This window comes from Fictibacillus sp. 23RED33 (assembly GCF_015903925.1).
In the GTDB taxonomy this organism is placed as follows: Bacteria; Bacillota; Bacilli; order Bacillales; family Fictibacillaceae; genus Fictibacillus; species Fictibacillus phosphorivorans.
In genome coordinates this window covers 1,436,935-1,461,577 of sequence record NZ_JACZDX010000001.1, presented here as the reverse complement: position 1 = coordinate 1,461,577, position 24,643 = coordinate 1,436,935, and the positions used below count along the sequence as shown (strand labels likewise).

Sequence of the window (24,643 nt, the reverse complement as noted above, 5' to 3'; positions counted from 1 at the left end):
TTATTGAACCGAGCAGCAACTTTTAGAGTTGCTGCTTTTCATTATTCATGAGGGAATCTTGAAGGAATCACATAAAAGATAAAGAAGTTACTCTGAGCATAGATAGGAGGTAGAATATTAATGAAATCGTTGAAATCAACAGATATTCAAAGAGCATCTGGAGAAGATCTGCAAATGATTATGAGTCTATTAAAAGATTGTGCACAATGGTTGAAAGATAGAAATATTGATCAATGGAGATTTTTGCTCGGTGGTGGTGAAGATACAGAGATCAAACGTGCAATTCAGAGAAACCATACATACAAGGCTACATGGAATGAACAACTGGTTGCTACATTTACCTTATCACCAGAACAAACAGAGTGGGACGAGCATATATTCGGTAAAGATGAAGTCCATGCTTCTCTCTATATACACCGATTAGCTGTGCGTCCGTCTTTTATGAATAAGGGGATTGGTAAAGAAATTGTGAATTGGATTCAAGCGAATGTTGAACATGGTAGAGAGTATATAAAGTTAGATTGTGTTGCAAATAATATTAAATTAAACCAGTTTTATGTTGAAAATGGATTCGAATATGTAGGTGAGTTTGATAATCATAGTAAATATATGAAACCCCTTTTTAGGAGGAAAGATGAGAGAAACTTTTAATCAGTTTTACAAAGAATTTATTAAAAGTTGGAGTACCTTTTCTATCAAAGGTATAGAGGATGTAATTTCGTCAAAATACACAGCTCGGGAAATTAGAGGCAAGGATGTTTATGACTTTGGCTATGAAGAATCGATTGATGGATGGAATCATGCATTTAAGGAATTAAGTGAAAAGCAAGCAACGTGGATTCTAAAAGAAGACGTAATCATAACTTTAAAAGATGATGAAGTGATGGCAATTCTTTGGGCATCTCTAATTATTGATGATAAACCAATTGAAACGGCTAGTTTATTTTTCCAGACTTTTAGATGGGAAAATGATTGTTGGAAATTAGTCAGAAGTTACATAGAGGCAGGGATATCGATAGAAAAGATGCTGAGTTTAGAGATCACCTTAAAAGAAAGGTAAGATTCGGTTATGAACTTTTCAATAATAGCTGCTATGGACGAAAATAGAGTGATAGGCAAAGACAATGATTTACCTTGGAGGTTGCCAAAAGATTGGAAGTACGTACAAAAGATTACGATGGGAAAAACCATCGTTCTAGGTAGGAAAAACTTTGAATCTATTGGTAAAGCGTTGCCTGGAAGGAAGAACATTGTACTTACGAGAAAAAAAGATTTCTCACCTCAAGATTGTATCGTTGTCCATTCTATTGACAAGGTGTTGAAAACTTGTGACGGCGATGAAGAAGTCATAATTTTTGGTGGAGAGGAAATCTATAGGCAGTTTATGCCGATGGTAACTAAAATGTACCTTACAAAAATACACCATGCCTTTGAAGGAGATACTTTCTTTCCAGATTTCAACGAAAGAGATTGGAAAGAGGTTTCTAGAGTCAAAGGAATCCAGGACAAAGATAATCCTTACATCTATTATTTTCATCAATACATTAGGGAATTGTGAAAATTCAATTCATCACTAACAGCTTACATAAAATCAGAAAAAACAGACTTGACAGAAATTTCTAATCATCTTATCATTAGTAAAAGTTTTCCATCGTTTAAACGTGATGATTAGGAGTAGTAAGGATCTATTTGTTGTTTAGAGAGCTGCTGATTGGGTGCAATGCAGTCAACATATATCCTGAACTCGCCTAGGAGTGGACAGACTAAAATGAAGTCTGTACGGTTAACCTCCGTAATCAGGTTCTGAGGTTTGCATGGATTCTTTGCAAACAAAGAAGAGTGGTACCACGTTAGGAAAAGCCTATCGTCTCTTTATCGAGATGATAGGATTTTTTTGTATTAAGGGGGAGATAGCAATGAGTAAGGATTGTTTTATTTGCGACAAACATACAGGCACTATTGATACAGTTGGTGTAAAAATATTTGAAGATGATTATGTTTATGTGGGCCATATCGATAAAGGTGTTCACCCTTCTTACCTGGGGCATATCATGATCGATCTGAAACGTCACGCACCAGGTCTTGGTGATCTGACGGTTGAAGAAGCCAATGCATTCGGCCAGATCATGGCTCGAGTGAGCAAAGCAGTGAAAGAGACAGAAAATGCTGAGCACATTTATGCACTCGTATCAGGTAATTCTGTTGCACATCTTCATATGCACATCGTTCCACGATATCCAAATACACCAGAAGAGTACTGGGGACCGAATGAAGTCTATAGTTGGGCAGATGCTCCGTTTGGAATGAATGAAGATGTAGTAAAAGTTTGCGAACGAGTGAGAAATTATTTGGAGGAGAATAGTGATGAATAGTCCTAATATGAAGTGGGTTGGAAGCGATAAAACATTTATAGATGAATTAGATATAACAGAAGTACAAAACGTAACCTTGGGCAGGTTCGGAGGTAATTCTAAAGCAGGTTCATATAAAAATGAAGATGGATGCTTAGTGTGGGCGAACGAAGCAGAAAACTGGGAGTTTACAATGGTACTTGATGGTCATAAAACAGCACAAAGTGTTGAACTGGTTCTAAATCACTTTGAAAAGAATGAGAATGAAATTAAGTCTGTTCTCTCTGAATCTGCAAGTGCAGCTCTTAAAAAGCTAGATTATCTTATACTTAATATCTTTCAAGATCCTGATTTTATGGATTCTTGTCGAAAAACAACAGGTGAAACGGCATGTCTGATCGTTGTTCGAAAAGGAAAATATTTGTGGTGGTTCTCAATTGGCGATTGTATTCTTCATCTTTTCCATCCTGAGCTGATTGCACTAGGTGAAAGACAGCTTGTTCAGCGTAGTTTTTATGAGTGGGTCGGTGAAGTAAACACATTTGAACTTCCAGTACCTTGTTATAGCTCAGGTAAGAAAGAAATGAGAAAGGGACTTAACCATATTTTCATGACGACGGATGGGCTGACTGAATGTCCGGGTGTTGCATTTGAAGATGCTGGAGAGGTACAAAAAGTATTGAGCGATAACGGTTTGGAAGAAGGCGTTCGATTCCTATTAGATGAAATAAGAAGAAATAATGTAAGAGATAGCACGACCATCATTGCATGGTCTGTTGATATAGAGGAAACAGCTAGTTTGCCAAGTGATCTGTAAAGCTGTTTCCTCCTATTCTAGTGTTGGGATTATTATTTGATATCAATATAATGCTGAAGCACGCGTGGCGGGATATATTTTAGTGGGAGTGGGCGTAAGGAAACGATAATGGTGTGGGGCATGATTGAGTCTTTTTGAGCTTGTTTAAGGCAGTTGTACATGTTTTTGCCTCCAACAGAGTTGGCAGAATGTATGGTTATTCGGTTTGCAAATAACTTTTCATTAACCATCATTTGTACAAGCATCATGCCGTTTCTCGTTCTGCTTAGTAAATCATGATCCAATGATAAGTGTTCAATATCATGGTTCCTCAGAAGATCCAAACATTCATCTATTGTTTCAACGAAGACATATCCTTCAGGCGGGCTCCGATAATCATCCATAAAAACACTAATCTTTTTCATTTTCTTGCACTCCCTTCCTTAACGGAGGGTGACTAAGAAAAGTCAAAGGCCCTAAGTTATTTTAATATATTAATTATAACACATTATTCCAAAAAAAGTTTTGCATGGGGTATTATGAAATCTAAACTAATTCTTTACTACGTTACAATAAACGTTATTTAAATATTTATGCTTATGAAATATTAAAGTATTAAATTCTTCATCATTTTCTATTTTCCTTCAAGAAACGTCTATTTTTTATCAAAAATTAACAAATAAAATTTGAAATTATACAAATTTGTTGAAATGGCTCCATTAAGACTTGAACATTCTCTTTAAGTCTCTGTTTCATTACGAACAGATATTCGTTAAAATAGAAGAGAGGTGGTAAACATGTTTCGAAAAAAATCAATCCAGCAAGTTATGGACGTTTTACGAGAGCCAGAACTAGCTAAACAAATTGTTCAATGGAAAACTATCGAGCCACGAGAGGCGGTTTCAGTGCCACTTCCTAACTCTTTGCATCCAACTATTCAATCTGCTCTTTCTAAAAGAGGGATTTCTTCCTTATATATTCACCAATTATCTGCCTATGAAGCTGCTTTACGTGGTGAAAGCTTTGTAGCTGTTACACCTACCGCGTCTGGAAAAACGCTCTGCTATAACCTTCCTGTTTTACAGGAGGTCGCTAATAATCCCGAGGCAAGAGCTTTGTATCTTTTTCCAACAAAAGCTCTGGCACAAGATCAGAAGTCAGAGATGAACGAACTGATTGATGAGATGGGTTTGGATATAAAAAGTTATACGTATGATGGGGATACTCCAGCAAATATTCGACAAGTGGTCAGAAAAGCGGGAAACATTGTTATGACGAATCCCGATATGCTTCATGCTGCTGTTCTTCCTCATCACACAAAATGGGTATCGCTTTTTGAAAATCTGAAATATGTAGTGGTAGATGAGTTACATACATATCGAGGCGTTTTCGGAAGTCATGTCGCAAATGTGATACGTCGACTGAAAAGGATCTGTAACTTTTATGGCAGTGACCCCATTTTTATCTGCACATCTGCAACTATTGCGAATCCAAAAGAGTTGGCAGAGCAACTTACTGGAAACCCGATGACTCTGATCAACAACAACGGAGCACCAGCCGGTCGTAAGCATTTTCTCTTTTATAATCCGCCCGTTGTGAATAAACCGTTAAACGTAAGGCGAAGCGCCACACTTGAAGCTAGAAATCTTGCGAAGCTATTCTTAGAAAACCATATTCAAACGATCGTTTTCGCACGCAGTCGTGTACGAGTGGAAATTTTGCTTACTTACTTGCAAGAACTTGTAAAAAAAGAGTTTGGTACAAAGTCCATACAAGGTTATAGAGGGGGATATCTTCCTAAACAGCGACGCGCCATTGAAAAAGGACTTCGTAACGGAGACATCATGGGAGTCGTTTCAACAAATGCATTAGAACTAGGCGTAGATATAGGCCAGCTTCACGCTTGTATTTTGACAGGTTATCCGGGATCGATCGCTAGTGCGTGGCAACAGGCTGGACGTGCGGGGCGACGTCAGGATGAGAGCGTTGTGATCATGGTTGCTTCTTCCTCACCACTCGATCAATATGTGATACAGCATCCAGATTACTTTTTTGAACGATCACCAGAGTCTGCTCGTATGAATCCTGATAATCTCATTATTTTAGTGGATCATCTAAAATGCGCATCGTATGAACTTCCGTTTCAAGAGAATGAGAAATTTGGTGATCAAGAGATACAGGATGTTTTAGAATTTTTAGTTGATGAGCAAGTGCTCCATAAAAGAGGAAAGCATTTTTACTGGATGAATGATTCCTTTCCTGCTCATAACATTTCACTTCGCTCTGCATCACAGGAAAACGTTGTGATCATCGATCAAAGTAATGTCGCTGACGTGAAAGTGATTGGCGAGATGGATCGTTTTAGTTCGATGACACTTCTTCACGAAGAAGCGATCTACCTTCATCAAGGTACACAATATCAGGTTGAGAAGCTCGATTACGAAGAAAAGAAAGCCTTCGTTCGGGAAGTGGATGTTGATTACTTTACAGATGCAAACCTTGCTGTATCGCTAAATGTACTAGAAGTAGACAAAGAAACGACAGATGAGCAAAATGCAAAGGCCTACGGTGATGTTATGGTAGTCGCAAAGGCAACTATCTTTAAAAAGATTAAATTTGAAACACATGACAATATTGGGTCAGGACCGATTCATCTACCGGAAGAAGAGTTGCACACTTCTGCCACTTGGCTAACGTTTGAAAATAACGATTTAAGTGAAGAAAAACTCGAAGCGGGCCTCCTTGGAATCGCACACGTACTGCGGCATGTCGCTCCATTATTTGTTATGTGTGATGCAAATGATCTTCATGTTGTACCGCAAGTTAAAGCGGTACATAATCAACAACCTACAATCTTTATTTACGATCGATACCCAGGAGGAATTGGTCTGAGTGAAAAAGTGTATGGCTCTTGGGATACTGTTATTGATCAAGCGCTCTCTATGATACAACGTTGTCCTTGCGAAAGTGGCTGTCCGTCTTGCACGGGTACATTAGAAGAAGGAAATAACAGCAAGAATCTAGCTGTAAAGCTGATTTCTCAAATTAAAGGAGCGACAGAGCATGTCGATTCAAAATAAACTAAATCGGCTAAAAAAACATATGGTAAATCCGGTTTCAACGCCTCCTGTACAGAGCAAGCAACCACTTGAGGATTCATCAGGTAACAGGATTGATCATGCGGATTATTGGGAGAAATTTGGGGCGTCAGCTTATTTTTTCGAAGAGGATTATTGCATCATCCGAAAAGTAGAATATCCTCTTGACACAAAGTGGGGGCGTTATCGGTTTTCTGACGTTTTGGACGCTGTGTCGAAATGGCAGGATATTGATGCTGAGCACCCTTTACATGCAAGGGATTTAGAAGCCTCTGACCTTTTGTTCTTTGATACAGAAACAACTGGTTTAAGTGGTGGAGCTGGGAATACGATCTTTATGCTCGGTATGAGTCAGATCAAGGGAGATCACGTTTTAGTGCACCAGTTCTTCCTACCAGGACCAGGATCTGAAGTTGCTCTTTATCATTACTTCTTAAATCATGTGAAAGAACTGAGGAATCTAGTAACGTATAACGGAAAATCCTTTGATTGGCCACAAGTGAAAACGCGGCATACTTTAATTCGTGATTTTGTACCTTCATTGCCAGAGTTTGGTCACTTTGATCTTCTTCATGGCGCTAGGAGGCTTTGGAAAGATACGTTACCTGCGGTTAAGCTTTCTGTAGTGGAAAAAGAGATACTTGGCGTGAATCGGATTCATGATACACCTGGTTATCTTGCGCCCATGCTCTATTTTCAATATTGCAATGAAGGAGATCCTTCTCTCCTTGAAGGAGTTTTTCAGCACAACGAGTGGGATGTTCTTTCGCTCATCACGCTATATACTCATATGTCTGGGATTGTGACGGGTAATGGTTTTCGTACCGAAAAAGAAACGTATGAATCTGCGAGATGGTTTGAAGCTTTAAACGAACAAGAACAAGCGATGTCTCTTTATAACGAGGTTCTGGAAACGGGAAATTCACATACATCTCAATCAAAAAAATCATTAGCTGCTCTAAACAAAAAGTGTAATGAGATAGAAATCTCTGTCCAGTATTGGTTGGAATTGCTTGAAGAAGATCATTTAGATGAAGAACCAGCTGTTGAACTTTCTAAGCATTTTGAGCACATACAAAAAGATTACGATAAAGCTCTTCATTTTGCTGTTATGGCCTATTCAAGGTGGAAGGGCAAAAAAAGGTTAACAAAGAGGAAAGAAGAACAGGAAAAACAGCGTTTTTTGAAAAGAATCGAACGATTAGAACAACGCGTCATCCAATATTCGTAAAAATTCGTCAAATTTATGAATTCCTGCAAAATATCTCTTCTCAAACGGCATTGTTTTTTGTAGAATATAAGAGGACATGAAAATGTTCTTAAGAAAATAAATTCCCCCTTTTTTTATTCCCCGGGTAAGCGCAAAAAACGTCATAAAACCTTATATTTCTGCTAGGTTTTCGTCATATTTCCTGACGGTTCGATTGTTTTCGCAAAATAACCCGGAATAGGGATAGGGAAATATATATTTTAAGCTATGGAGAGATGGTACGTGAAGCAGTGGATTGTTGTTCTATTTTTTGTAATCGTCGGGTTAACAGTAATGATTGGCAATCAAATCAGTCACACAACACAAAACTTTTAATGAAGCCCCGGCTATAGACAGAGCCGGGTGTTTTTCATTAATAGGAGGTATTTTCACATGCTTCAAACACTGCTTGTCAGTGGCTACAAAGCTCATGAACTGGGGATTTTTAGTGACAAACATGAAGGGGTATACTATATAAAGAAAGCGATTGGACAAAAGTTAGTCTCGCTTCTTGATGAAGGACTTGAATGGGTGATCATCAGTGGGCAGCCTGGTGTTGAAATGTGGGCTGCAGAAGTGGTGTTTGATCTTCAAGCAGAATACCCCGATCTAAAACTTGCAGTTCTTACACCGTTCTTAGAGCAAGAAGCTCGTTGGAAAGAAAACGTTCAAGAAAAATATCATGAAATTTTAGCTGGTGCCGATTTTGTTGATTCGGTCAGCCGAAAGCCATACGAGTCGCCAGGGCAGCTTCGTGTTAAAAATCAATTTCTTGTGCAAAAAAGCGATGCCGTGTTGCTTTTATACGACGAAGAAAAAGACGGTTCGCCGAAGTATTATTTACAGGCAGCTAAACAAAAGCAGGAAATGGACAATTCGTACGAAATATTTTATATTACTCCTTATGACTTGGATGTTCTTGTACAAGAGGAACAATACAATCGTAATGAATAAATGAATCTAAAGTCGAAAAAAATTGACATTTAGGTCAGGTAGTGAAAAAATAATTTTAGAATCTTTGTGTGAGGTGATTCACATGAGTGAACAGCGTTTTCATTTAACGGCGAAAGAAATTTTGGAAAAAGACTTTAAACAAGGCTTTCGTGGCTATGATCAAGACGAAGTAGACAAATTCTTAGATCTTATTATTAAGGATTATGAAAATTTCCAAAAAGAGTATGATGCAGTTGTGCAAGAAAACAATCGACTGCGTAAAGAAGCTCAAAATACTACTGATCATCAGCAAACACGCAGAATGTCTTCAGTAACTTCAAGCACGACGAACTCCGATATTCTTCAGCGTTTGTCTAACTTGGAAAAACATGTTTTTGGCAGCAAATTGTACGATTGATTCCAGTTATTATCCATTTGTTTTTATCCATTCAGCATGCTATAATGAATCTTGCTTTTAAAACTTAAATCAATAGCGTTCGGGTAATCGCTGGATCAGATAATCTGGTTTAGAGGAAAGTCCATGCTCGCACGGATCTGAGATGACCGTAATGATCGTGCCTGGCCAAAAAATAAGCCAGGGTAGATTGGTTTGCTTGTATAAAGCTTACTGGACTAACGGCAGGGAACGCACCTAAGTCTTCGGATATGGTGTTAATACCTTGAAAGTGCCACAGTGACGTAGTCCCGATGGAAACAAAGGGAGTGGAACGAGGTAAACCCCACGAGCGAGAAACCCAAATTATGGTAGGGGAGTTTCCCATTTCGGAATTGAACGATTGGGAGAACAAGAAGCCAAGGCTTTTTGTAGATAGATGATTACCACCGGTGTACGAGGCTACCAGCCGTTTGTAGTACTAAGGAACAGAACATGGCTTACAGAACGTTATTGGTACCTAAATTAAAGCTGAATGAGGGCCCCGTTTACCGGGGCTTTTTCTATTTACATAAAAAAGTGTCCTCAAATAAGGGTATACTTATTACTATAGAAATCGATGAAGATTAAGGAGTTCATATTATGACACAATTAAGACTGCTGGCAACAGCAGCTATGGGATTAGAGGCTCTTGTAGCCAATGAAGTTCGCGCGCTAGGTTTTGAAAATGTGAAAGTTGAAAACGGGAAAGTTTATTTTGATGGTGATGAGAAAACTTTAGTAAAAGCTAACTTATGGTTAAGAACGGCAGATCGCGTAAAATTAGTGGTTGGTGAGTTTAAAGCAGAGACGTTTGATGAACTTTTTGAGCAAACGAAGGCACTTCCTTGGGCTGATTTTATTCCTGAAGACGGGGAGTTCCCAGTAATCGGCCGGTCCGTAAAATCAAAGCTATTTTCTGTATCCGACTGCCAAGCAATCGTAAAGAAAGCAGTAGTGGATAACTTGAAAACGGCGTATAATCGTAAAACATGGTTCCCTGAGGACGGAGCATTGTATCGAATCGAGGTGGCGATTCATAAGGATATCGCGACATTAACTCTTGATACGAGTGGTACAGGTCTACACAAGCGTGGATACCGTGAGTTGCATTCAGGTGCGCCGATTAAAGAAACGATGGCTGCAGCTCTTATTATGCTAACGAATTGGACGCCAGACAAGCCTTTCGCTGATCCATTTTGTGGTTCAGGCACATTGCCGATAGAAGCAGCGATGATCGGCCAAAACATCGCGCCTGGTTTAAATCGCGAGTTCGCTTCAGAAAAATGGAACTGGATTGATAAAAAGGTTTGGTATGAAGCAGTTGGTGAGGCTCAAGATGTTGCAAAATATGATCTACCTCTTGAGATTCAAGGGTCTGATATTGATCATAAGATGATCGAACTATCTAAGAATAATGCTAACGAAGCTGGATTCGATGATTTTATCACGTTTAAACAGATGCAAGTCCGCGATTTCACGACTAGAAAAGATTTTGGTTGTCTTGTGACGAACCCGCCTTACGGAGAGCGACTAGGTGAGAGAGAAGAAGTAGCACAAATGTATCGCGACCTAGGCATGGCGATGAAACCGTATGATACATGGAGTGTGTATGTGATTACTTCGAATGAAAAGTTTGAAGAATATTATGGCCGTTCAGCAACGAAGAAGCGTAAGCTGTACAACGGTGATTTGAAGACGGACTATTATCAATACTTTGGAAAACGTGCACCTAGACAGCACCAGAGTTGATGAGTGTGTTTTGAATACATGCATATATGGTATGGGGAGCCGCGAGTGTCGAAAATTGTAGACTCGCGGATAAAAGCTGAAAATTTGTGGATTGAGAAGCAAAACTCGTGGATTGAACTACAAAATTTGTGGATTCAAGGACAAAACTTTTGGATTCTACCGCCCAAACCAATAAGGAAGGCTGACTTTTTTGATCGAGTCAGCCTTTTTTATGTGAATCATACACCTTAATAGCAATAAAACTATAATAATTTCACGTACCGTACGCATTTAATAATTTTTATTAAAAAAAACATTAGGAAATAGCAATTTTAAACCGAAATTAAATAACACAATACATACTCACTACTACATTGATCATCACCAATTACAGAAACAAAGTTTAAAGACCTCTTATACACGTACATACTATGCCTAACCATAAAACGAAGGCAGGTTATATTATGTACACACAATTCAGCCATTTAGATAGCATTCAAAAGGCATTACAGAACATACAACCACACCTGGAAGATCATCATAAAGCCGAAATTCAAAGTGTCCTACATCAATCAATTGGTCACGCAAACAATATTGATCCTTCTTTTGCAACGTATGCAGAACTTTTTAAAGAAGATTTTTAGAAAAAAATAAAATCGACCAGCAGGACTTTTTTATTGCGTCACGAATTCATATAGCGGTATGTTTTTTATGAAACCGTGAAGGGATGGAATAGCAAATGACGCAAACAAAAGTAACTGTTGAAAAAGAATTCTTAGATTATGTGAAAAAAATGGTACACATCAATGAAGCCATCGGCCTCATGTATTGGGACCTTCGTACAGGCGCACCTAAAAAAGGGGTCGAGCAACGTTCTGAAGTAATCGGGACATTATCTTCGGATGTTTTTGCGATGTCTACTTCTGAAGAAATGAAGAGTTATATCGAAGAACTTTCTAAGTCTGATATACAAGACTCTCTTTCTGATGTTACGAAGAAGACGCTAGAGGAAGTAAAAAAAGATTACGAGCGTAATGCCAAGATTCCTCCTGCAGAATTTAAAGAGTATGTCATTTTACAATCAAAAGCAGAAACGGTCTGGGAAGAAGCGAAGAACGCTTCAGACTTCTCCTTATTCCAGCCATACTTAGAAAAACTTGTTGATTATAATAAGAAGTTCATCGGCTATTGGGGCTATGAAGGGAATAAATATAACACACTCTTAGATATGTATGAGCCTGGTGTTACAGTAGAAATCTTAGATGAGACGTTCTCTAAACTTCGTGATCGAATCGTACCTCTTCTTCAAAAAGTTACAGAAGCAGGACAGCCAGATACGAAGTTCTTATTCGAACATTTCCCGAAAGAAAAGCAAAAAGAATTCAGCATGCATGTTCTAAAAGACATGGGTTATGACTTTGATTCTGGTCGTTTGGATGAAACGGTTCACCCGTTCGCAATCGGATTAAACCCGGGAGACGTTCGAGTAACAACGAAGTATATGGAAAACGACTTCCGTACGGCTGTATTCGGAACCATTCATGAAGGTGGACACGCACTTTATGAGCAAAACATTTCAGATGAACTCGTTGGAACACCACTTGCTACTGGAACATCTATGGGCATTCACGAGTCTCAGTCTCTGTTCTGGGAGAACTTTGTCGGTCGTCACTTTGGATTCTGGAAAAATCAATACAACATGTTAAAGACGGTTTCGGGTGCACAGTTTAACGGAGTAGAGCTTGAAGATTTCTACCGCTCTATTAACGTTGTCGAGCCTTCGCTCATTCGTATCGAAGCTGATGAGATGACATATCCACTGCATGTTATCGTTCGTTATGAAATCGAAAAAGGCTTGTTTAACGACGAAATCGAAGTAAAAGACCTTCCGCGCATTTGGAATGAAAAGATGCAAGAATATATCGGTGTTACGCCTAAGAACGATGCGGAAGGAGTGCTTCAGGATGTACACTGGTCAGGCGGAAGCTTTGGTTACTTCCCGTCCTATGCTCTTGGATACATTTATGCAGCACAGCTGAAAAATGCGATGATAAACGACATTCCTGATTTCGATGCACTTATGGAGTCTGGAAACCTTCTTCCGATCAAAGAATGGTTAACGAAAAATGTGCATCAGTACGGAAAGATGAAGAAGCCGATTGAAATCTTAAAAGACGTAACAGGTGAGGGTCTAAACCCAGATCATCTGATCGCTTACTTCGAAAAGAAGTATAGTGATATTTACCGCTTAGAGAAATAATGAATTATAGCCGGCGGTTCTCGAAAACAAGATTCGAGATTGCCGGTTTTTTTCACTTAGTACGTTAGTATAAGTTCAACTAAGGCTTGAAAAGCTTGGCGTCTGCCAAGTTTTCTTTATGAAAAGGTTTCATTTCTACATAATTTGTCTAAAACTATATAAAAAGACACTAGGAGGACATAAAGATGGGAGCTGCAACGACACAAGATATCCAAAACCTGTTAAAATTAAGAAAACGCATTGCTGTAGTCGGTCTATCTGATCAACCCTTTCGCACATCTTATATGGTTTCAGAATATATGCAGAATGCCGGTTACGAGATTATCCCTGTAAATCCTAATGTCAGAGAGGTTTTAGGGCAAAAGGCGTTTGCGACGCTCGAAGAGATCGAGGGGCATGTAGATATTGTTAACGTGTTTAGACGCAGTGAATATTTGCCTGAAGTTGCACGTTCTGCTGCGAAAATAAAAGCTGGTTTCTTTTGGGCACAGCTCGGTCTTTATAGTGCAGAAGCAGAAGAGATTTTGCAAAGTGCGACGATTCCTTATATTATGGATAAGTGCATTAAAGTGGAACATGCTATGATACGGTAGTAATGAACCACCCGCAATCATACGGGTGGTTTTCCCATGCTTATCTTGTAAAGTCACTTTTTATTAGAAAAATATTCTTTTCGACACTAAAGGTTTTCAGTCGATATACCGAGAAATAAGAGGAGAATATACAGACAACAGTAGTATAGAAACAAACGTTCTGCTATTATAGTAGTACTGCAGCAACGTGAAAGGAGCAACACAACTTGGCTAGTAATAAGTCATTAATGGAGTATAACGATGATGCCATACAGGTGCTCGAAGGTTTAGAAGCCGTTCGAAAACGTCCAGGTATGTATATTGGAAGTACGGATGCTAGAGGATTGCATCACCTCGTATATGAAATTGTAGATAACGCCGTTGACGAAGCATTAGGCGGATTCGGTGATTACATACATGTGAAAATTCACAAGGATAATAGTGTGTCAGTATCAGATGATGGCCGCGGAATGCCAACGGGTATGCATAAGCTCGGAAAACCAACACCAGAAATCATCTTTACTGTTCTTCATGCTGGTGGAAAGTTTGGTCAAGGGGGATACAAAACATCTGGAGGATTGCATGGTGTAGGTGCTTCTGTTGTAAACGCACTATCTGAATGGTTGGAAGTAACCATCCATCGTGACGGAAAGACTTATCGCCAACGTTTTGAGAATGGCGGAAAACCTGTAACAACTCTTGAAGTGATCGGAAATACGCGTAAGTCTGGAACGACCGTACACTTTAAACCAGACCCGACCATGTTTTCTACGATCAACTATAACTATGAAACGTTAAGTGAACGTTTACGAGAAGCCGCATTCCTGTTAAAAGGGATCAAGATTGTACTTGAAGATGCACGTAACGGAGAAAGAGACGAATTTCAGTTCGATACAGGTCTTGAGGCATTCGTAAAATATTTGAACGAAGATAAAGACTCTCTTCATACTGTTGTGAGTTTTGAGGGCATACAAAATGAGATCGAAGTGGATTTTGCTTTTCAATATAACGATGGTTATGCAGAAAACGTATTATCGTTCGTAAATAACGTTCGAACAAAAGATGGCGGAACGCACGAATCGGGTGCGAAAACGGCTATTACTCGAAGCATTAATGAATACGCTCGAAAAACGAACATGTTAAAAGAAAAAGATAAAAACTTAGATGGATCTGATATCCGTGAAGGTTTAACAGCTGTTGTTTCCGTTCGTATTCCCGAAGAATTTTTGCAATTTGAAGGGCAAACGAAGAGTAAACTAGGAACAAGTGAAGCACGTTCTGCTGTGGATGCGGTTGTAGCGGTTAAGTTAGCGTATTTCCTTGAGGAAAATCCTGCAATTAGTGAAATGCTCATCCGTAAAAGTATTAAAGCCGCACAAGCACGTGAAGCAGCACGTAAAGCACGTGAGGATGCTCGAAACGGTAAAAAGAACAAACGTAAGGATTCGATGTTAAGCGGTAAATTAACTCCAGCTACATCAAAGAATCCTGAACGTAATGAACTTTATCTTGTCGAGGGTGATTCTGCAGGAGGTTCGGCAAAGCAAGGGCGAGACCGTAAATTCCAGGCGATCCTTCCACTACGAGGAAAAGTAATCAACACAGAAAAAGCAAAGCTTGCTGATATCTTCAAGAACGAAGAAATCAACACAATCATTCATGCGATTGGAGCTGGAGTGGGCTCTGATTTTACTTTAAAAGATGTGAACTACGATAAGATTGTAATCATGACTGATGCAGATACAGATGGTGCACACATTCAAGTTTTATTACTCACTTTTTTCTATCGATACATGAAGCCGCTTATTGAAGAAGGAAAAGTGTTCATCGCACTTCCTCCACTTTACAAAGTAAGCAAAGGGACTGGTAAGAAAGAAGTCATCGAGTACGCTTGGGATGAAGACGAGCTTAGAGAAGCACAGAAGAAGATCGGAAAAGGCTATATCATCCAACGCTATAAAGGTCTAGGTGAGATGAATGCTGACCAATTATGGGAAACTACGATGGATCCTGACACACGTACGTTGATCCGAGTAAGAATTGATGACGCTGCCCGTGCTGAAAAACGTGTATCTGTCCTAATGGGAGATAAAGTAGAACCGCGACGAAAGTGGATCGAAGAACACGTTGCGTTTGGCATAAACGAAGAAACGAACATACTAGATAACGAGAACTTGTCAGCATTCTGAGGAGGTTTAAAGATTGTCACTGCTTGAGAAATTTAGAGAGCTGCCGTTAGAAGACGTAATCGGCGACCGCTTCGGAAGATACAGTAAATACATCATTCAGGAGCGTGCATTACCTGATGCAAGAGACGGCCTGAAGCCCGTTCAGCGCCGTATTTTATATGCGATGTTCGCAGAAGGAAACACGAACGAAAAACCATACAGAAAATCAGCAAAAACGGTCGGAAACGTAATCGGTAACTATCACCCACATGGTGATTCTTCCGTTTATGAAGCAATGGTCCGTATGAGTCAAGACTGGAAAGTAAGAAATGTGCTTATTCAGATGCACGGTAATAACGGTAGTATCGATGGAGACCCTGCAGCTGCTATGCGTTATACAGAGGCGAGGCTATCAGCTATTGCTTCTGAGCTACTCCGTGATATTGATAAAGAGACGGTAGAATTTGCACCAAACTTTGATGATACAACCGAAGAACCGGTCGTATTACCAAGCCGTTATCCGAATCTATTAGTCAATGGATCAACAGGTATCTCTGCTGGATATGCGACAGATATTCCACCACATCACCTTGGTGAAGTAATCGATGCAGTTACGATGCAGATCGATAACCCGGATGTTTCTCTTGAGGAATTAATGACCGTGATTAAAGGGCCAGATTTCCCAACCGGCGGAATCGTTCAAGGTCTAGATGGCATTAAGAAGGCGTTTGAAACAGGAAAAGGTCGCTTTGTCATTCGTGCAAAAACGGAGATCGAGAGCTTAAAAGGCGGCCGTCAGCAGATCGTCATTACTGAAGTTCCTTTTGAAGTGAACAAAGCGAACCTTGTTAAGCGCATGGATGAGTTGCGTTTAGATAAAAAAGTAGATGGTATCGCTGAGATCCGGGATGAGACAGATCGAACGGGACTAAGAATCGTGATCGAGCTTCGTAAGGACGGTAATGCAGAAGGAATTCTAAACTATTTCTTTAAAAATACCGATCTTCAAGTCTCTTACAACTACAACATGGTAGCGATTCATAATAAGACACCGAAACTAATGGGTTTGAAGGCGATTCTTCATTCTTACATTCAGCACCAAAAAGAAGTTGTTACTCGAAGAACACGATATGACCTAAGAAAAGCGGAAGAACGTTCACATATTGTTGAAGGTTTAATTAAAGCTATTTCAATTTTAGACGAAGTAATTGAAACGATCCGTGCTTCTAAAGATAAACGAAATGCTAAAGACAACATTATTGATAAATTTCAGTTTACAGAACTACAAGCTGAAGCAATCGTTACGTTACAGCTTTATCGTTTGACGAATACCGATATTACGACGCTTCAATCTGAAGCTGAGGAATTAGCAAAAAAAATTACGTATCTTCGTTCCTTATTAGATAGCGAGAAGAAGCTGTTTAATGTTATAAAAAAAGAGATGGCTGAGGTCCAGAAGAAATACGCAGATCCACGCCGTACAATCATTGAAGCGGAAATTGAAGAGATCAAGATCGACATGGAAGTCATGATTCCGTCTGAAGATGTCATGGTGACTGTTACAGAAGACGGCTATGTAAAACGCTCTAGCGTTCGTTCATACAGTGCTTCTAACGGTGAACCGCCAGGCATGAAGGATACCGATTCACTTCTGATGGCTTCTCAGCTCAACACAACAGAAACGCTACTTATGTTTACAAACAAAGGAAACTACGTTTACCTGCCTGTGTACGAGATGCCTGAGATCCGCTGGAAAGACATGGGGCAGCACTTAGCAAGTCTTGTTGGCCTAGATAAAGATGAAAAACTGATCAAAGCATACCCGATTAAAGAGTTTGCAGAGAATCAATATCTCATCTTCTTTACGAAGCAGGGTATGGCGAAGAAAACAGAACTCAAGTCTTACAAAGCGACACGTTATAACCGTCCACTGATGGCCGTTAAGCTAAAAGCAGATGATGAAGTCGTGGACGTTTCGTTAACAAACGGAGTGCAAGATGTTTTCATTGCGACACACTTTGGACTAGGATTATGGTTTGCTGAAGATGAGATCTCAATCGTTGGACAAAGAGCGTCTGGCGTTAAAGGCATAAATTTAAAAGCTGGGGACCATGTGGTTAGTGGATTTGCACTACCAGAAGACCCTGAGAAGGCACAAGTTGTTATTGCTACACAGCGTGGTGCACTTAAAAAGATGAAGATTTCAGAATTTGAAAGAACATCGCGTGCTAAACGTGGTCTTGTGATGGTGAGGGAGTTAAAATCGAACCCTCATCGAATCGTGGGTATGAAGTTAATTACAGCAGATGGAGTACAGTTTGTACTAGAAACAAGCTCAGGTAAAGTTGAGACAATTTCTACATTGAATTACAAACCAGCTGATCGATATAACAATGGTTCGTTTGTTGTGGATACCGGAGAAACAGGGCCGATAACGAGAATCAAATCATTGGTTTCAACCGAACAATCAAAAGAGTAGCTCTTGCTGCTCTTTTCTTCTTTTTTGAATGTATTAATTCTTTGTAGTTCATGAAAGTAGTTGATTTCCGTTCCAGGATACTCGCTTTCCATGGGGCGTACGGTGAGCCTCCTGCCGCTTTGCGCCTTTAGGAGTCTCCACCTGACCGCTCGTCCCATAGGAGTCTCGCACCTTGCACTCCAATCAACTTATCAAAGAAGTCAAGAATTAAAAATCATGTAAATAAGAACCCTCTATAATTAGTAAATGAAGAAGATAAAACAGTAAGGGAAACGACACAACGAGAGAAATGAGAGATACATAACATGAAGAGCAACACACATTTACTTGGAGGCGTTGTTGCAGGGGCCCTTTATAAGGCTTTCACTGATCTGCCTCCAGAGACTCTGCAGCATGAACTGACTTTTTTTGGTGCGGCTGTTTTTGGCAGCTTGCTTCCAGATCTTTGTCATCCAGGATCATATTTAGGGAAGAAAACCGTTTTTTTATCAAAAACAATTTCTAAGACATTCGGGCATCGTACGATTACTCATAGCTGGATGATGATTTTAGTATTATTTTTGTTGCCACAATGGATAGATTGGCGTTATGAAGAAAGTTTAAGCATCGGCTTGGTAGTAGGAGTACTTTCGCATCTTATTCTAGATGCTGCGACATCTAGGGGGATTCAACTTCTTTATCCGCTACCTATTCGCTTTCGTTTTCCTTTCTACACGAAAACAGGCTCAAGAACAGAAACGAACATAGCGTCATTACTCGGATTATTAGCCGCTGTCTTGATGATTCATCTATATATTGTGTCCCTGTTTTAAAGCTAGAACTTAAAAAAGGGTTTAATTTACTTCCTCAATGGTAATACAACAATTGTATACAAAAAATGAGGAGTGGTTAAGTAATGGCTAAAATTGCAACAGTACTCGCAAATATGTTTGAAGATGTAGAATATACGGAACCGGCAAAAGCTTTTCGAGAAGCTGGCCATGAGGTAACCGTTATCGGCTCAGAAAAAGGGGCAACACTTGAAGGAAAACAAAAGGAAGCTCAAGTGACGACAAATGCCGCAATTTCAGAAGTGTCGCCTAATGATTATGATGCGCTTTTCATTCCCGGTGGATTTTCGCCTGATATTTTAAGAGGTGATGACGAATTCGTTCAGTTTACGAAACATTTTGCTGATGAAGGGAAGCCTGTATTTGCAATCTGTCATGGTCCGCAGCTCTTGATTTCTGCAGAGGTTCTAAACGGAAGAAGCATTACCGGATTTAAGTCCATTCATGTTGATCTAAAAAACGCTGGAGCAACAGTTAAGGATGAAGAGGTTGTCGTTTGTGGAGGTAATCTTGTAACGAGCCGCCAACCAGATGATATTCCTGCCTTTATTCGAGAGTCATTAAAAGCCCTGCAACAATAAGCTAATACAAAATGAACCGTCTAGAAATAGCTTCTAGACGGTTTTTCAATGTTGAAACTAAATCTAGCACACAGCGTACAATAGGTATGAACATATAGATAGGATGAAGAACGATGGAATCGAAAGAGTATTTATTAAAAGAACTTCAACAGATCGAGAAATGGGAAAAAGATCAAAAAGGGTTATGGTTCTGGGAGCGAATTACTCGCCTACCGTTTAAGCTGCTAGATAAAGTGACACCAAAATTCATTCAAAATAAGATTGGAACACTGCTTGATGAGATTGGTGGATACATACAAAACGGTGGTCAATATCTATCTAAAGAGCAATCGGTTTTTCAGTTCTTCGAAAAACAAACAGGTAGATCGATACATGAATTAGCCGACTTTAAAACCATACCCGTTGAAGAAATGAAGAACGTTTCCTTAGAGCTTGCAAACAAACGAAAAAGTGCTGCAACTCTACAAGGAGCCAGTACTGGAATTGGAGGTATCTTCACACTAGCGATTGATATACCTGCTATATTAGCAATCTCTTTAAAAACTTTACAAGAAATCGCGATCATACACGGATATGATCCAAATAATAAGGAAGAACGAGTCTATATCTTAAAATGCCTCCAATTTTCTACTTCTGATTATGTAGGCAAAGAAGCGATTCTTAATGAACTTGCTGCAATCAGTAAGGATGAAATGAAATCAAGAGAAGTCGTTTCTCAAATACAAGGATGGAGAGAGGTCACATTAACATTTACAGAGTCATTTGGTTGGAAAAAGCTGTTTCAGATGGTACCTATAGCAGGAATTATATTTGGAGCATTCGCCAATCGTTCAATGATCAGTGATCTTGCAGAAACAGGAACCATGCTTTACCAAAAGAGAAGGATTGTAGAAAGACTAAATTCTGCTTCTAACCCTATTATTGAATCGCAAAATTAGTAAAAGTGAAATATACGGAAAAGACATTTTTCTACTACGTTAGAAAAATGTCTTTTTTTGTAGTCTGGTCATCTAGTATACAAATCATAGAGAATCGTATTTCAGTTTAGAAGGACTAATGAACGTGTATGTTGAAGAGTACATGTAATCTCATAAGAAATATTTGTAAATAATTGAATCAAGAAGGTGACAAGGAAACGTGGAACATATTGATAAAAGAAATCGATTAGAAGAAAAACCTTTTAGTTATCGAGAAACAAAAGATCATAACGTATTTTTAGATTATTACGGAAAACAAGTGAAAATTCTTAAAGGAAAGGAAGCAGAAAAGTTTTTAAATAGAATCAAAGCAGCAGACAGCGAAATTGCAGAACAGCTGATTATGGCTAAAATAACCGGTAATTTCAAAAGGGGTAATGAACGTAAAGCATGAGATGACTTCAATTCCTTGAGATGCACAAATTCTATTAAACAATGATTTTTAAGTCATACTCATCAAAGTTCAGGAGTGAAGTAGATGAAAGGGTTCAATTACAAAGATTATGATGGATTAGGGCTTGCAGAGTTAGTTAGAAAAAAAGAAGTCCAGCCGATTGAACTGCTTGAAGAGTCCATCAAAAGGATTGATACTCTAAATCCGAAAATCAATGCTGTTATAAATACGATGTATGAAAAGGCACGGGTGATGGCTGACAATGAACAAAGTGGACCGTTTTCAGGTGTACCTACGCTGTTAAAAAATATTTCACAAGAGGTGGAAGGTGAACCGATTACTGCTGGCTCGAAAGCTTTCCTTTCTTACCGGGCAAAGATAGATTCTGAATATGTACGAAGATTAAGAAAAGCTGGCGTTGTATTGGTCGGCCAGACGAACGTTCCGGAGTTTGCGTTAGTCGCTTATACCGAACCCGTTCAATACGGTCCAACCCGGAATCCATGGAATCTGAAACATACGCCTGGCGGTTCAAGTGGAGGTTCAGCAGCAGCTGTCGCCTCTGGTATGGTTCCTTTTGCCGGTGCAAATGATGGAGGTGGTTCCATTCGAATTCCGGCATCTTATTGTGGTTTGTTTGGATTAAAACCAACAAGAGGAAGAACCCCCGTCGGTCCTAACTTAGGCCGTTCCTGGCAAGGAGCGTCAGCTGAACACGTCCTAACAATAACCGTTAGAGACAGTGCTGCCATGCTGGATCAATTGCATGGTCATGAGAAAGCAGGTGCCTTTTATACTCCAAAATATAAAGGCAGTTTCCTAGATGCTTCTAGTACTCCAATTGATGGGAAGTTAAGAATTGCTTTTTCTGTTACATCGCCGATCAAAACAGAAGTTCATCCTGAATGTCGAGATGCAGTGCTTAATTCTGCAAGAATATTAGAGTCTATGGGGCACGATGTGGAAGAAGTTGATGCTCCTGTTGATGGGCTTAAGTTAGCAAAAAGTTATTTAACAATGTACTTTGGTGAAACGGCGGCTACTTTAACGTCTCTAGAAAGTATTCTTGGCCGAAAAGTGACCTACCGAGATGTAGAACCTTCTACTTGGCTGCTTGGTTTGCTAGGAAAAGCAACTTCAGCAGAAGAATTTGTACTCAGTATTAGAGAATGGGATATTGCAGCTCTCCAGATGGAGACCTTTCATGAAACTTATGATTTTTACATAACGCCTACGACGGCTTTTCCCCCGGCTATGATTGGAGAACTTCAGCCGACCGCTTCTGAACAATTTCTTATTCGTACTGTTGGTAGAACCGGTCTTGGTGGGTTATTAAAAAAGGCAGGAATCGTCGATCAGATTGCTCGAAAAAATCTTGCTAGAACTCCTTTCACTCAGTTGGCGAATCTGACTGGACAACCGGCTATGTCCGTTCCGATGCATCTTACAGAAGATGGACTACCGATAGGAGTGCAGGTCATTGCGGCAAGAGGTCACGAGAATTTGTTGCTGCAATTAGCTGGAGAGCTTGAACAATCGGAACATTGGATAGATGTGCGTCAAAATCCTTTATTTTAAATCGTCTAGCACCTGCTAGGCGATTTTTTTATTAGCGAACAAAATTTACTATCATTCACATAAGTGGCAAGTTCATGTTCATACAATAAGAGGGGTTCTTCGCTATCTTTCATTCTTAATAAACTTTAGAAGGAGGTAACATGGTGAGAACGATTCAAAAGTCAATGAACATACTCGACTTATTAAGCGATCCTTCAAAGGAAGATCTCAAGACAGCGTTGATTTCTTTAAATATAGAGCTCGAGGATGTTCAAACAGAACTCAAAATTTCAGAGAGTAAACCGTATTATAGAAAGCTGTTATATCAGAACGAAGATGTAGAATTATTGGTAATGAATTGGTCACAATTAGAGTGTGCTCCGCATGATCACGGTTTTTCTCAAGGATGGATCAAAGTGCTAAGTGGTTCTTCCGAAAATACTGTTTATGAGATTAGTGAAAATGGGTTACCTTCTGAATTATTTACATCGACTCACACTAAAGACCAGATTTTCTACGCACCTAAAAGAGGAATCCATAAGATGAAGGCTGAAGAAAATAGCGCTCTTGTCACACTCCACCTCTATTCGCCACCTATTAGTGGTATGAAAGTATATGATCTTGAAAAATGTTCAGTGTGTATCGTCTCTGATGATTGCGGAGCATGGTGGCCAGATGAGCAGCGACAAAAGTTAAAAGAGATACAGTTGAATTCTTGAGTAACTGATACGAAGTCCAATTAAAGGAAAAGTTTAATTGGACTTTTTCTATTCACTCTTTACTTCTTTTTTCTAAGTCTTTAGCAGTATCGCTCAATTCCACCTCTTTTTCATCCTTTAACGTCCCAAACAATACATCGATAAAGGGAGTTGAAACGCCGTACCAATAGTTCTCGTTCTTATAATGATGCAAAGTATGTGTCTTCTTAATCCATCTGCCAAACCTGGTTTTCGGTTTCAGCGGCCTATGAGCCACATAATGTTTCCATTCATAGACGAAAAACATAAATAAAAGACCGATAGAAAAAGACAAGGTGTACTGAATTGCTTGTGTGAAGAAAAAAAAGAGGGTGGATAAAAGAAAGAGGCTAGGGATGCTATACCAAATTGGCAGGAATAACAACTTTAATTCATTTGGCTTTTTATGATGATCATAGTGTAATCTCTTTATTAATTTGAACAGAATTGTATTTTTAGGTGCTTTAATATGAAAGAAAAAACGATGCGTGAGATATTCGCTGAACATGTAAATCAAAATACCTAGTGGAAAGAAAAGTAGAACTGTTGTCGTAAGGTTCATCGTAAACAGAAAACTGGTTATTAAGAAGAAAATAATTATCATAACTACTATATCAAAATGCAAGAAAAAATCTCGATATATTCCTTTACTCTTCATTGTTCTTTCCTCCATTCATCTTTTTCTTCCAAAGATTTAGACTATCTTCCATCATGGATTGCGTTATTTTTTCAGTTCCTTCAATGTCACCGATTAATATTGATTCTAACAGGGTTACGTAATACTGTTTAGATAACGATCGAGAAGAGGAATCTTCGAAGTATTGGAGTGCCATTCTGTAATAAACATCTTTAAAGCTATTCAGGATTAGGCAATAGATCGGGTTAGGAGATAATTGAGCCATTTCTTGCTGCAGATGATAATCAAAAAGAGCATATGAAGCTGGTTCATCTTTCAATTCATCCAGAGATGAAAACAAAGATATTAGTTTTACTCGGTTATATTTAACCGCATCTTTTATATATGTTGGGGTTAAAGAAACCCTAAGTTCAAGCATATACACAATAAATTCATCAGGAATTTCGTCTTGCAGTTGAAGAATGGTAACGATCGTCATTAAGTTTCCTTGTTTCCAATATTCATTTACCGTGGCTGGCATTCCCTTGTGAAAAACGATCCAGCCATCCCGCTCTAATCGCTGCAAAGCCTCTCTAATTGTTGGTCTTCCTACATTGTAAATCGATGATAAATCTCTTTCAGAAGGGATTGATTCATGAATTTCTATTTTTCCTTGTAGAATAGATTGGATGATTTGTTGGCCAATCATTTCAGAAGAACGCTTCTTCATGGCAAGTTACACCTCATTCTTATGGTAATACCAATTATTGATGCTGGTATTACCAAATATATGAATGCAGTTGATTTTCATGACATTATTCAAAATCAATCATGATTCTAAAAACCACCTGTCCTTAGATGCAGGTGGTTTTTGTGTCTTG

At 39.1% G+C, this 24,643-nt stretch carries 24 protein-coding genes, 1 other RNA gene and 1 other annotated feature; of the genes, 22 read left to right on the top strand and 3 right to left on the bottom strand.

Annotation, left to right across the window (positions count from 1 at the left end; genetic code table 11):
* Positions 1-120: 120 nt before the first annotated feature.
* The 5 genes from IHV09_RS07545 to IHV09_RS07525 all read left to right on the top strand — a co-directional run bounded on the left by IHV09_RS07545 (position 121) and on the right by IHV09_RS07525 (position 3,168).
* Positions 121-651 carry a GNAT family N-acetyltransferase gene (locus tag IHV09_RS07545; protein WP_197264002.1) on the top strand — a complete coding sequence of 177 codons (531 nt, stop codon included), beginning with the start codon at positions 121-123 and terminating at the stop codon, positions 649-651.
* Complete coding sequence (locus IHV09_RS07540; RefSeq protein ID WP_197264001.1) at positions 635-1,060, top strand: flavoprotein; 426 nt, start codon at positions 635-637, stop codon at positions 1,058-1,060. The genes IHV09_RS07545 and IHV09_RS07540 overlap by 17 nt, the downstream gene beginning before the upstream one ends.
* 9 nt (positions 1,061-1,069) lie before the next feature.
* Positions 1,070-1,558 (top strand): dihydrofolate reductase, encoded by a 489-nt coding sequence (locus tag IHV09_RS07535; protein ID WP_197264000.1) that lies wholly within the window; start codon positions 1,070-1,072, stop codon positions 1,556-1,558.
* 97 nt (positions 1,559-1,655) lie between these two features.
* Positions 1,656-1,875 (top strand) — a binding site (T-box leader).
* Between the two features lie 41 nt (positions 1,876-1,916).
* The gene (locus IHV09_RS07530; RefSeq protein WP_197263999.1) at positions 1,917-2,372 is read left to right on the top strand and encodes an HIT family protein; all 456 of its coding nucleotides are present in this window, start codon (positions 1,917-1,919) and stop codon (positions 2,370-2,372) included.
* Positions 2,365-3,168 carry a protein phosphatase 2C domain-containing protein gene (locus IHV09_RS07525; protein ID WP_197263998.1) on the top strand — a complete coding sequence of 268 codons (804 nt, stop codon included), beginning with the start codon at positions 2,365-2,367 and terminating at the stop codon, positions 3,166-3,168. Before IHV09_RS07530 ends, IHV09_RS07525 begins: the two co-directional genes overlap by 8 nt.
* 32 nt (positions 3,169-3,200) lie before the next feature.
* Here IHV09_RS07525 and IHV09_RS07520 read toward each other — a convergent pair whose 3' ends face one another.
* On the bottom strand, positions 3,201-3,572 hold the full coding sequence (locus IHV09_RS07520; RefSeq protein ID WP_197128015.1) for a cyclic-phosphate processing receiver domain-containing protein: 372 nt from the start codon (positions 3,570-3,572) through the stop codon (positions 3,201-3,203).
* A 372-nt stretch (positions 3,573-3,944) separates the two neighbouring features.
* Between IHV09_RS07520 and IHV09_RS07515 the strand changes: the two genes are divergently transcribed.
* The 17 genes from IHV09_RS07515 to IHV09_RS07435 all read left to right on the top strand — a co-directional run bounded on the left by IHV09_RS07515 (position 3,945) and on the right by IHV09_RS07435 (position 23,128).
* Positions 3,945-6,227, top strand: coding sequence for a DEAD/DEAH box helicase (locus tag IHV09_RS07515; protein ID WP_197263997.1), 2,283 nt, complete (start codon positions 3,945-3,947; stop codon positions 6,225-6,227).
* On the top strand, positions 6,211-7,476 hold the full coding sequence (locus tag IHV09_RS07510) for a ribonuclease H-like domain-containing protein (protein WP_197263996.1): 1,266 nt from the start codon (positions 6,211-6,213) through the stop codon (positions 7,474-7,476). The genes IHV09_RS07515 and IHV09_RS07510 overlap by 17 nt, the downstream gene beginning before the upstream one ends.
* A 411-nt stretch (positions 7,477-7,887) precedes the next feature.
* Entirely contained in the window at positions 7,888-8,448 is a 561-nt protein-coding gene (locus tag IHV09_RS07505; protein WP_197128012.1) for a DUF1273 domain-containing protein, read from the top strand.
* 82 nt (positions 8,449-8,530) lie between these two features.
* Positions 8,531-8,845 carry a cell division regulator GpsB gene (gene gpsB / locus IHV09_RS07500; RefSeq protein ID WP_197128011.1) on the top strand — a complete coding sequence of 105 codons (315 nt, stop codon included), beginning with the start codon at positions 8,531-8,533 and terminating at the stop codon, positions 8,843-8,845.
* Positions 8,846-8,920: 75 nt separating this feature from the next.
* An RNA gene (gene rnpB, locus IHV09_RS07495) (RNase P RNA component class B) lies at positions 8,921-9,329 on the top strand.
* Between the two features lie 134 nt (positions 9,330-9,463).
* Positions 9,464-10,612 carry a THUMP domain-containing class I SAM-dependent RNA methyltransferase gene (locus tag IHV09_RS07490; protein ID WP_197263995.1) on the top strand — a complete coding sequence of 383 codons (1,149 nt, stop codon included), beginning with the start codon at positions 9,464-9,466 and terminating at the stop codon, positions 10,610-10,612.
* A gap of 443 nt (positions 10,613-11,055) precedes the next feature.
* Positions 11,056-11,235 (top strand): hypothetical protein, encoded by a 180-nt coding sequence (locus IHV09_RS07485; protein ID WP_197128009.1) that lies wholly within the window; start codon positions 11,056-11,058, stop codon positions 11,233-11,235.
* Between the two features lie 95 nt (positions 11,236-11,330).
* Positions 11,331-12,851 carry a carboxypeptidase M32 gene (locus IHV09_RS07480; protein ID WP_197128008.1) on the top strand — a complete coding sequence of 507 codons (1,521 nt, stop codon included), beginning with the start codon at positions 11,331-11,333 and terminating at the stop codon, positions 12,849-12,851.
* Between the two features lie 185 nt (positions 12,852-13,036).
* On the top strand, positions 13,037-13,444 hold the full coding sequence (locus IHV09_RS07475) for a CoA-binding protein (protein ID WP_197128007.1): 408 nt from the start codon (positions 13,037-13,039) through the stop codon (positions 13,442-13,444).
* Positions 13,445-13,671: 227 nt separating this feature from the next.
* Positions 13,672-15,612, top strand: coding sequence for a DNA topoisomerase IV subunit B (parE, locus tag IHV09_RS07470; RefSeq protein ID WP_197264157.1), 1,941 nt, complete (start codon positions 13,672-13,674; stop codon positions 15,610-15,612).
* Between the two features lie 13 nt (positions 15,613-15,625).
* Complete coding sequence (gene parC, locus IHV09_RS07465) at positions 15,626-18,070, top strand: DNA topoisomerase IV subunit A (RefSeq protein WP_197263994.1); 2,445 nt, start codon at positions 15,626-15,628, stop codon at positions 18,068-18,070.
* Between the two features lie 305 nt (positions 18,071-18,375).
* The gene (locus IHV09_RS07460) at positions 18,376-18,882 is read left to right on the top strand and encodes a metal-dependent hydrolase (protein WP_197263993.1); all 507 of its coding nucleotides are present in this window, start codon (positions 18,376-18,378) and stop codon (positions 18,880-18,882) included.
* Between the two features lie 83 nt (positions 18,883-18,965).
* Positions 18,966-19,481: a type 1 glutamine amidotransferase domain-containing protein gene (locus tag IHV09_RS07455; protein WP_197128004.1), complete on the top strand. Its 516-nt coding sequence runs from the start codon at positions 18,966-18,968 to the stop codon at positions 19,479-19,481.
* A 113-nt stretch (positions 19,482-19,594) separates the two neighbouring features.
* Entirely contained in the window at positions 19,595-20,419 is an 825-nt protein-coding gene (locus IHV09_RS07450) for an EcsC family protein (protein ID WP_197263992.1), read from the top strand.
* 199 nt (positions 20,420-20,618) lie between these two features.
* The gene (locus tag IHV09_RS07445) at positions 20,619-20,852 is read left to right on the top strand and encodes a hypothetical protein (protein WP_197263991.1); all 234 of its coding nucleotides are present in this window, start codon (positions 20,619-20,621) and stop codon (positions 20,850-20,852) included.
* An 84-nt stretch (positions 20,853-20,936) separates the two neighbouring features.
* The gene (locus tag IHV09_RS07440; RefSeq protein WP_197263990.1) at positions 20,937-22,430 is read left to right on the top strand and encodes an amidase; all 1,494 of its coding nucleotides are present in this window, start codon (positions 20,937-20,939) and stop codon (positions 22,428-22,430) included.
* Between the two features lie 140 nt (positions 22,431-22,570).
* Positions 22,571-23,128 carry a cysteine dioxygenase gene (locus IHV09_RS07435; protein ID WP_197128000.1) on the top strand — a complete coding sequence of 186 codons (558 nt, stop codon included), beginning with the start codon at positions 22,571-22,573 and terminating at the stop codon, positions 23,126-23,128.
* A 52-nt stretch (positions 23,129-23,180) separates the two neighbouring features.
* On the opposite strand, the gene IHV09_RS07430 is transcribed toward IHV09_RS07435, so the two are convergent.
* Positions 23,181-23,804, bottom strand: a complete 624-nt coding sequence (locus IHV09_RS07430; protein ID WP_231618145.1) for a sterol desaturase family protein — start codon at positions 23,802-23,804, stop codon at positions 23,181-23,183.
* A complete protein-coding gene (locus IHV09_RS07425) occupies positions 23,794-24,492 on the bottom strand; it encodes a GntR family transcriptional regulator (protein ID WP_197263989.1) in 699 nt (232 codons plus the stop codon). Before IHV09_RS07425 ends, IHV09_RS07430 begins: the two co-directional genes overlap by 11 nt.
* Positions 24,493-24,643: the final 151 nt, after the last annotated feature.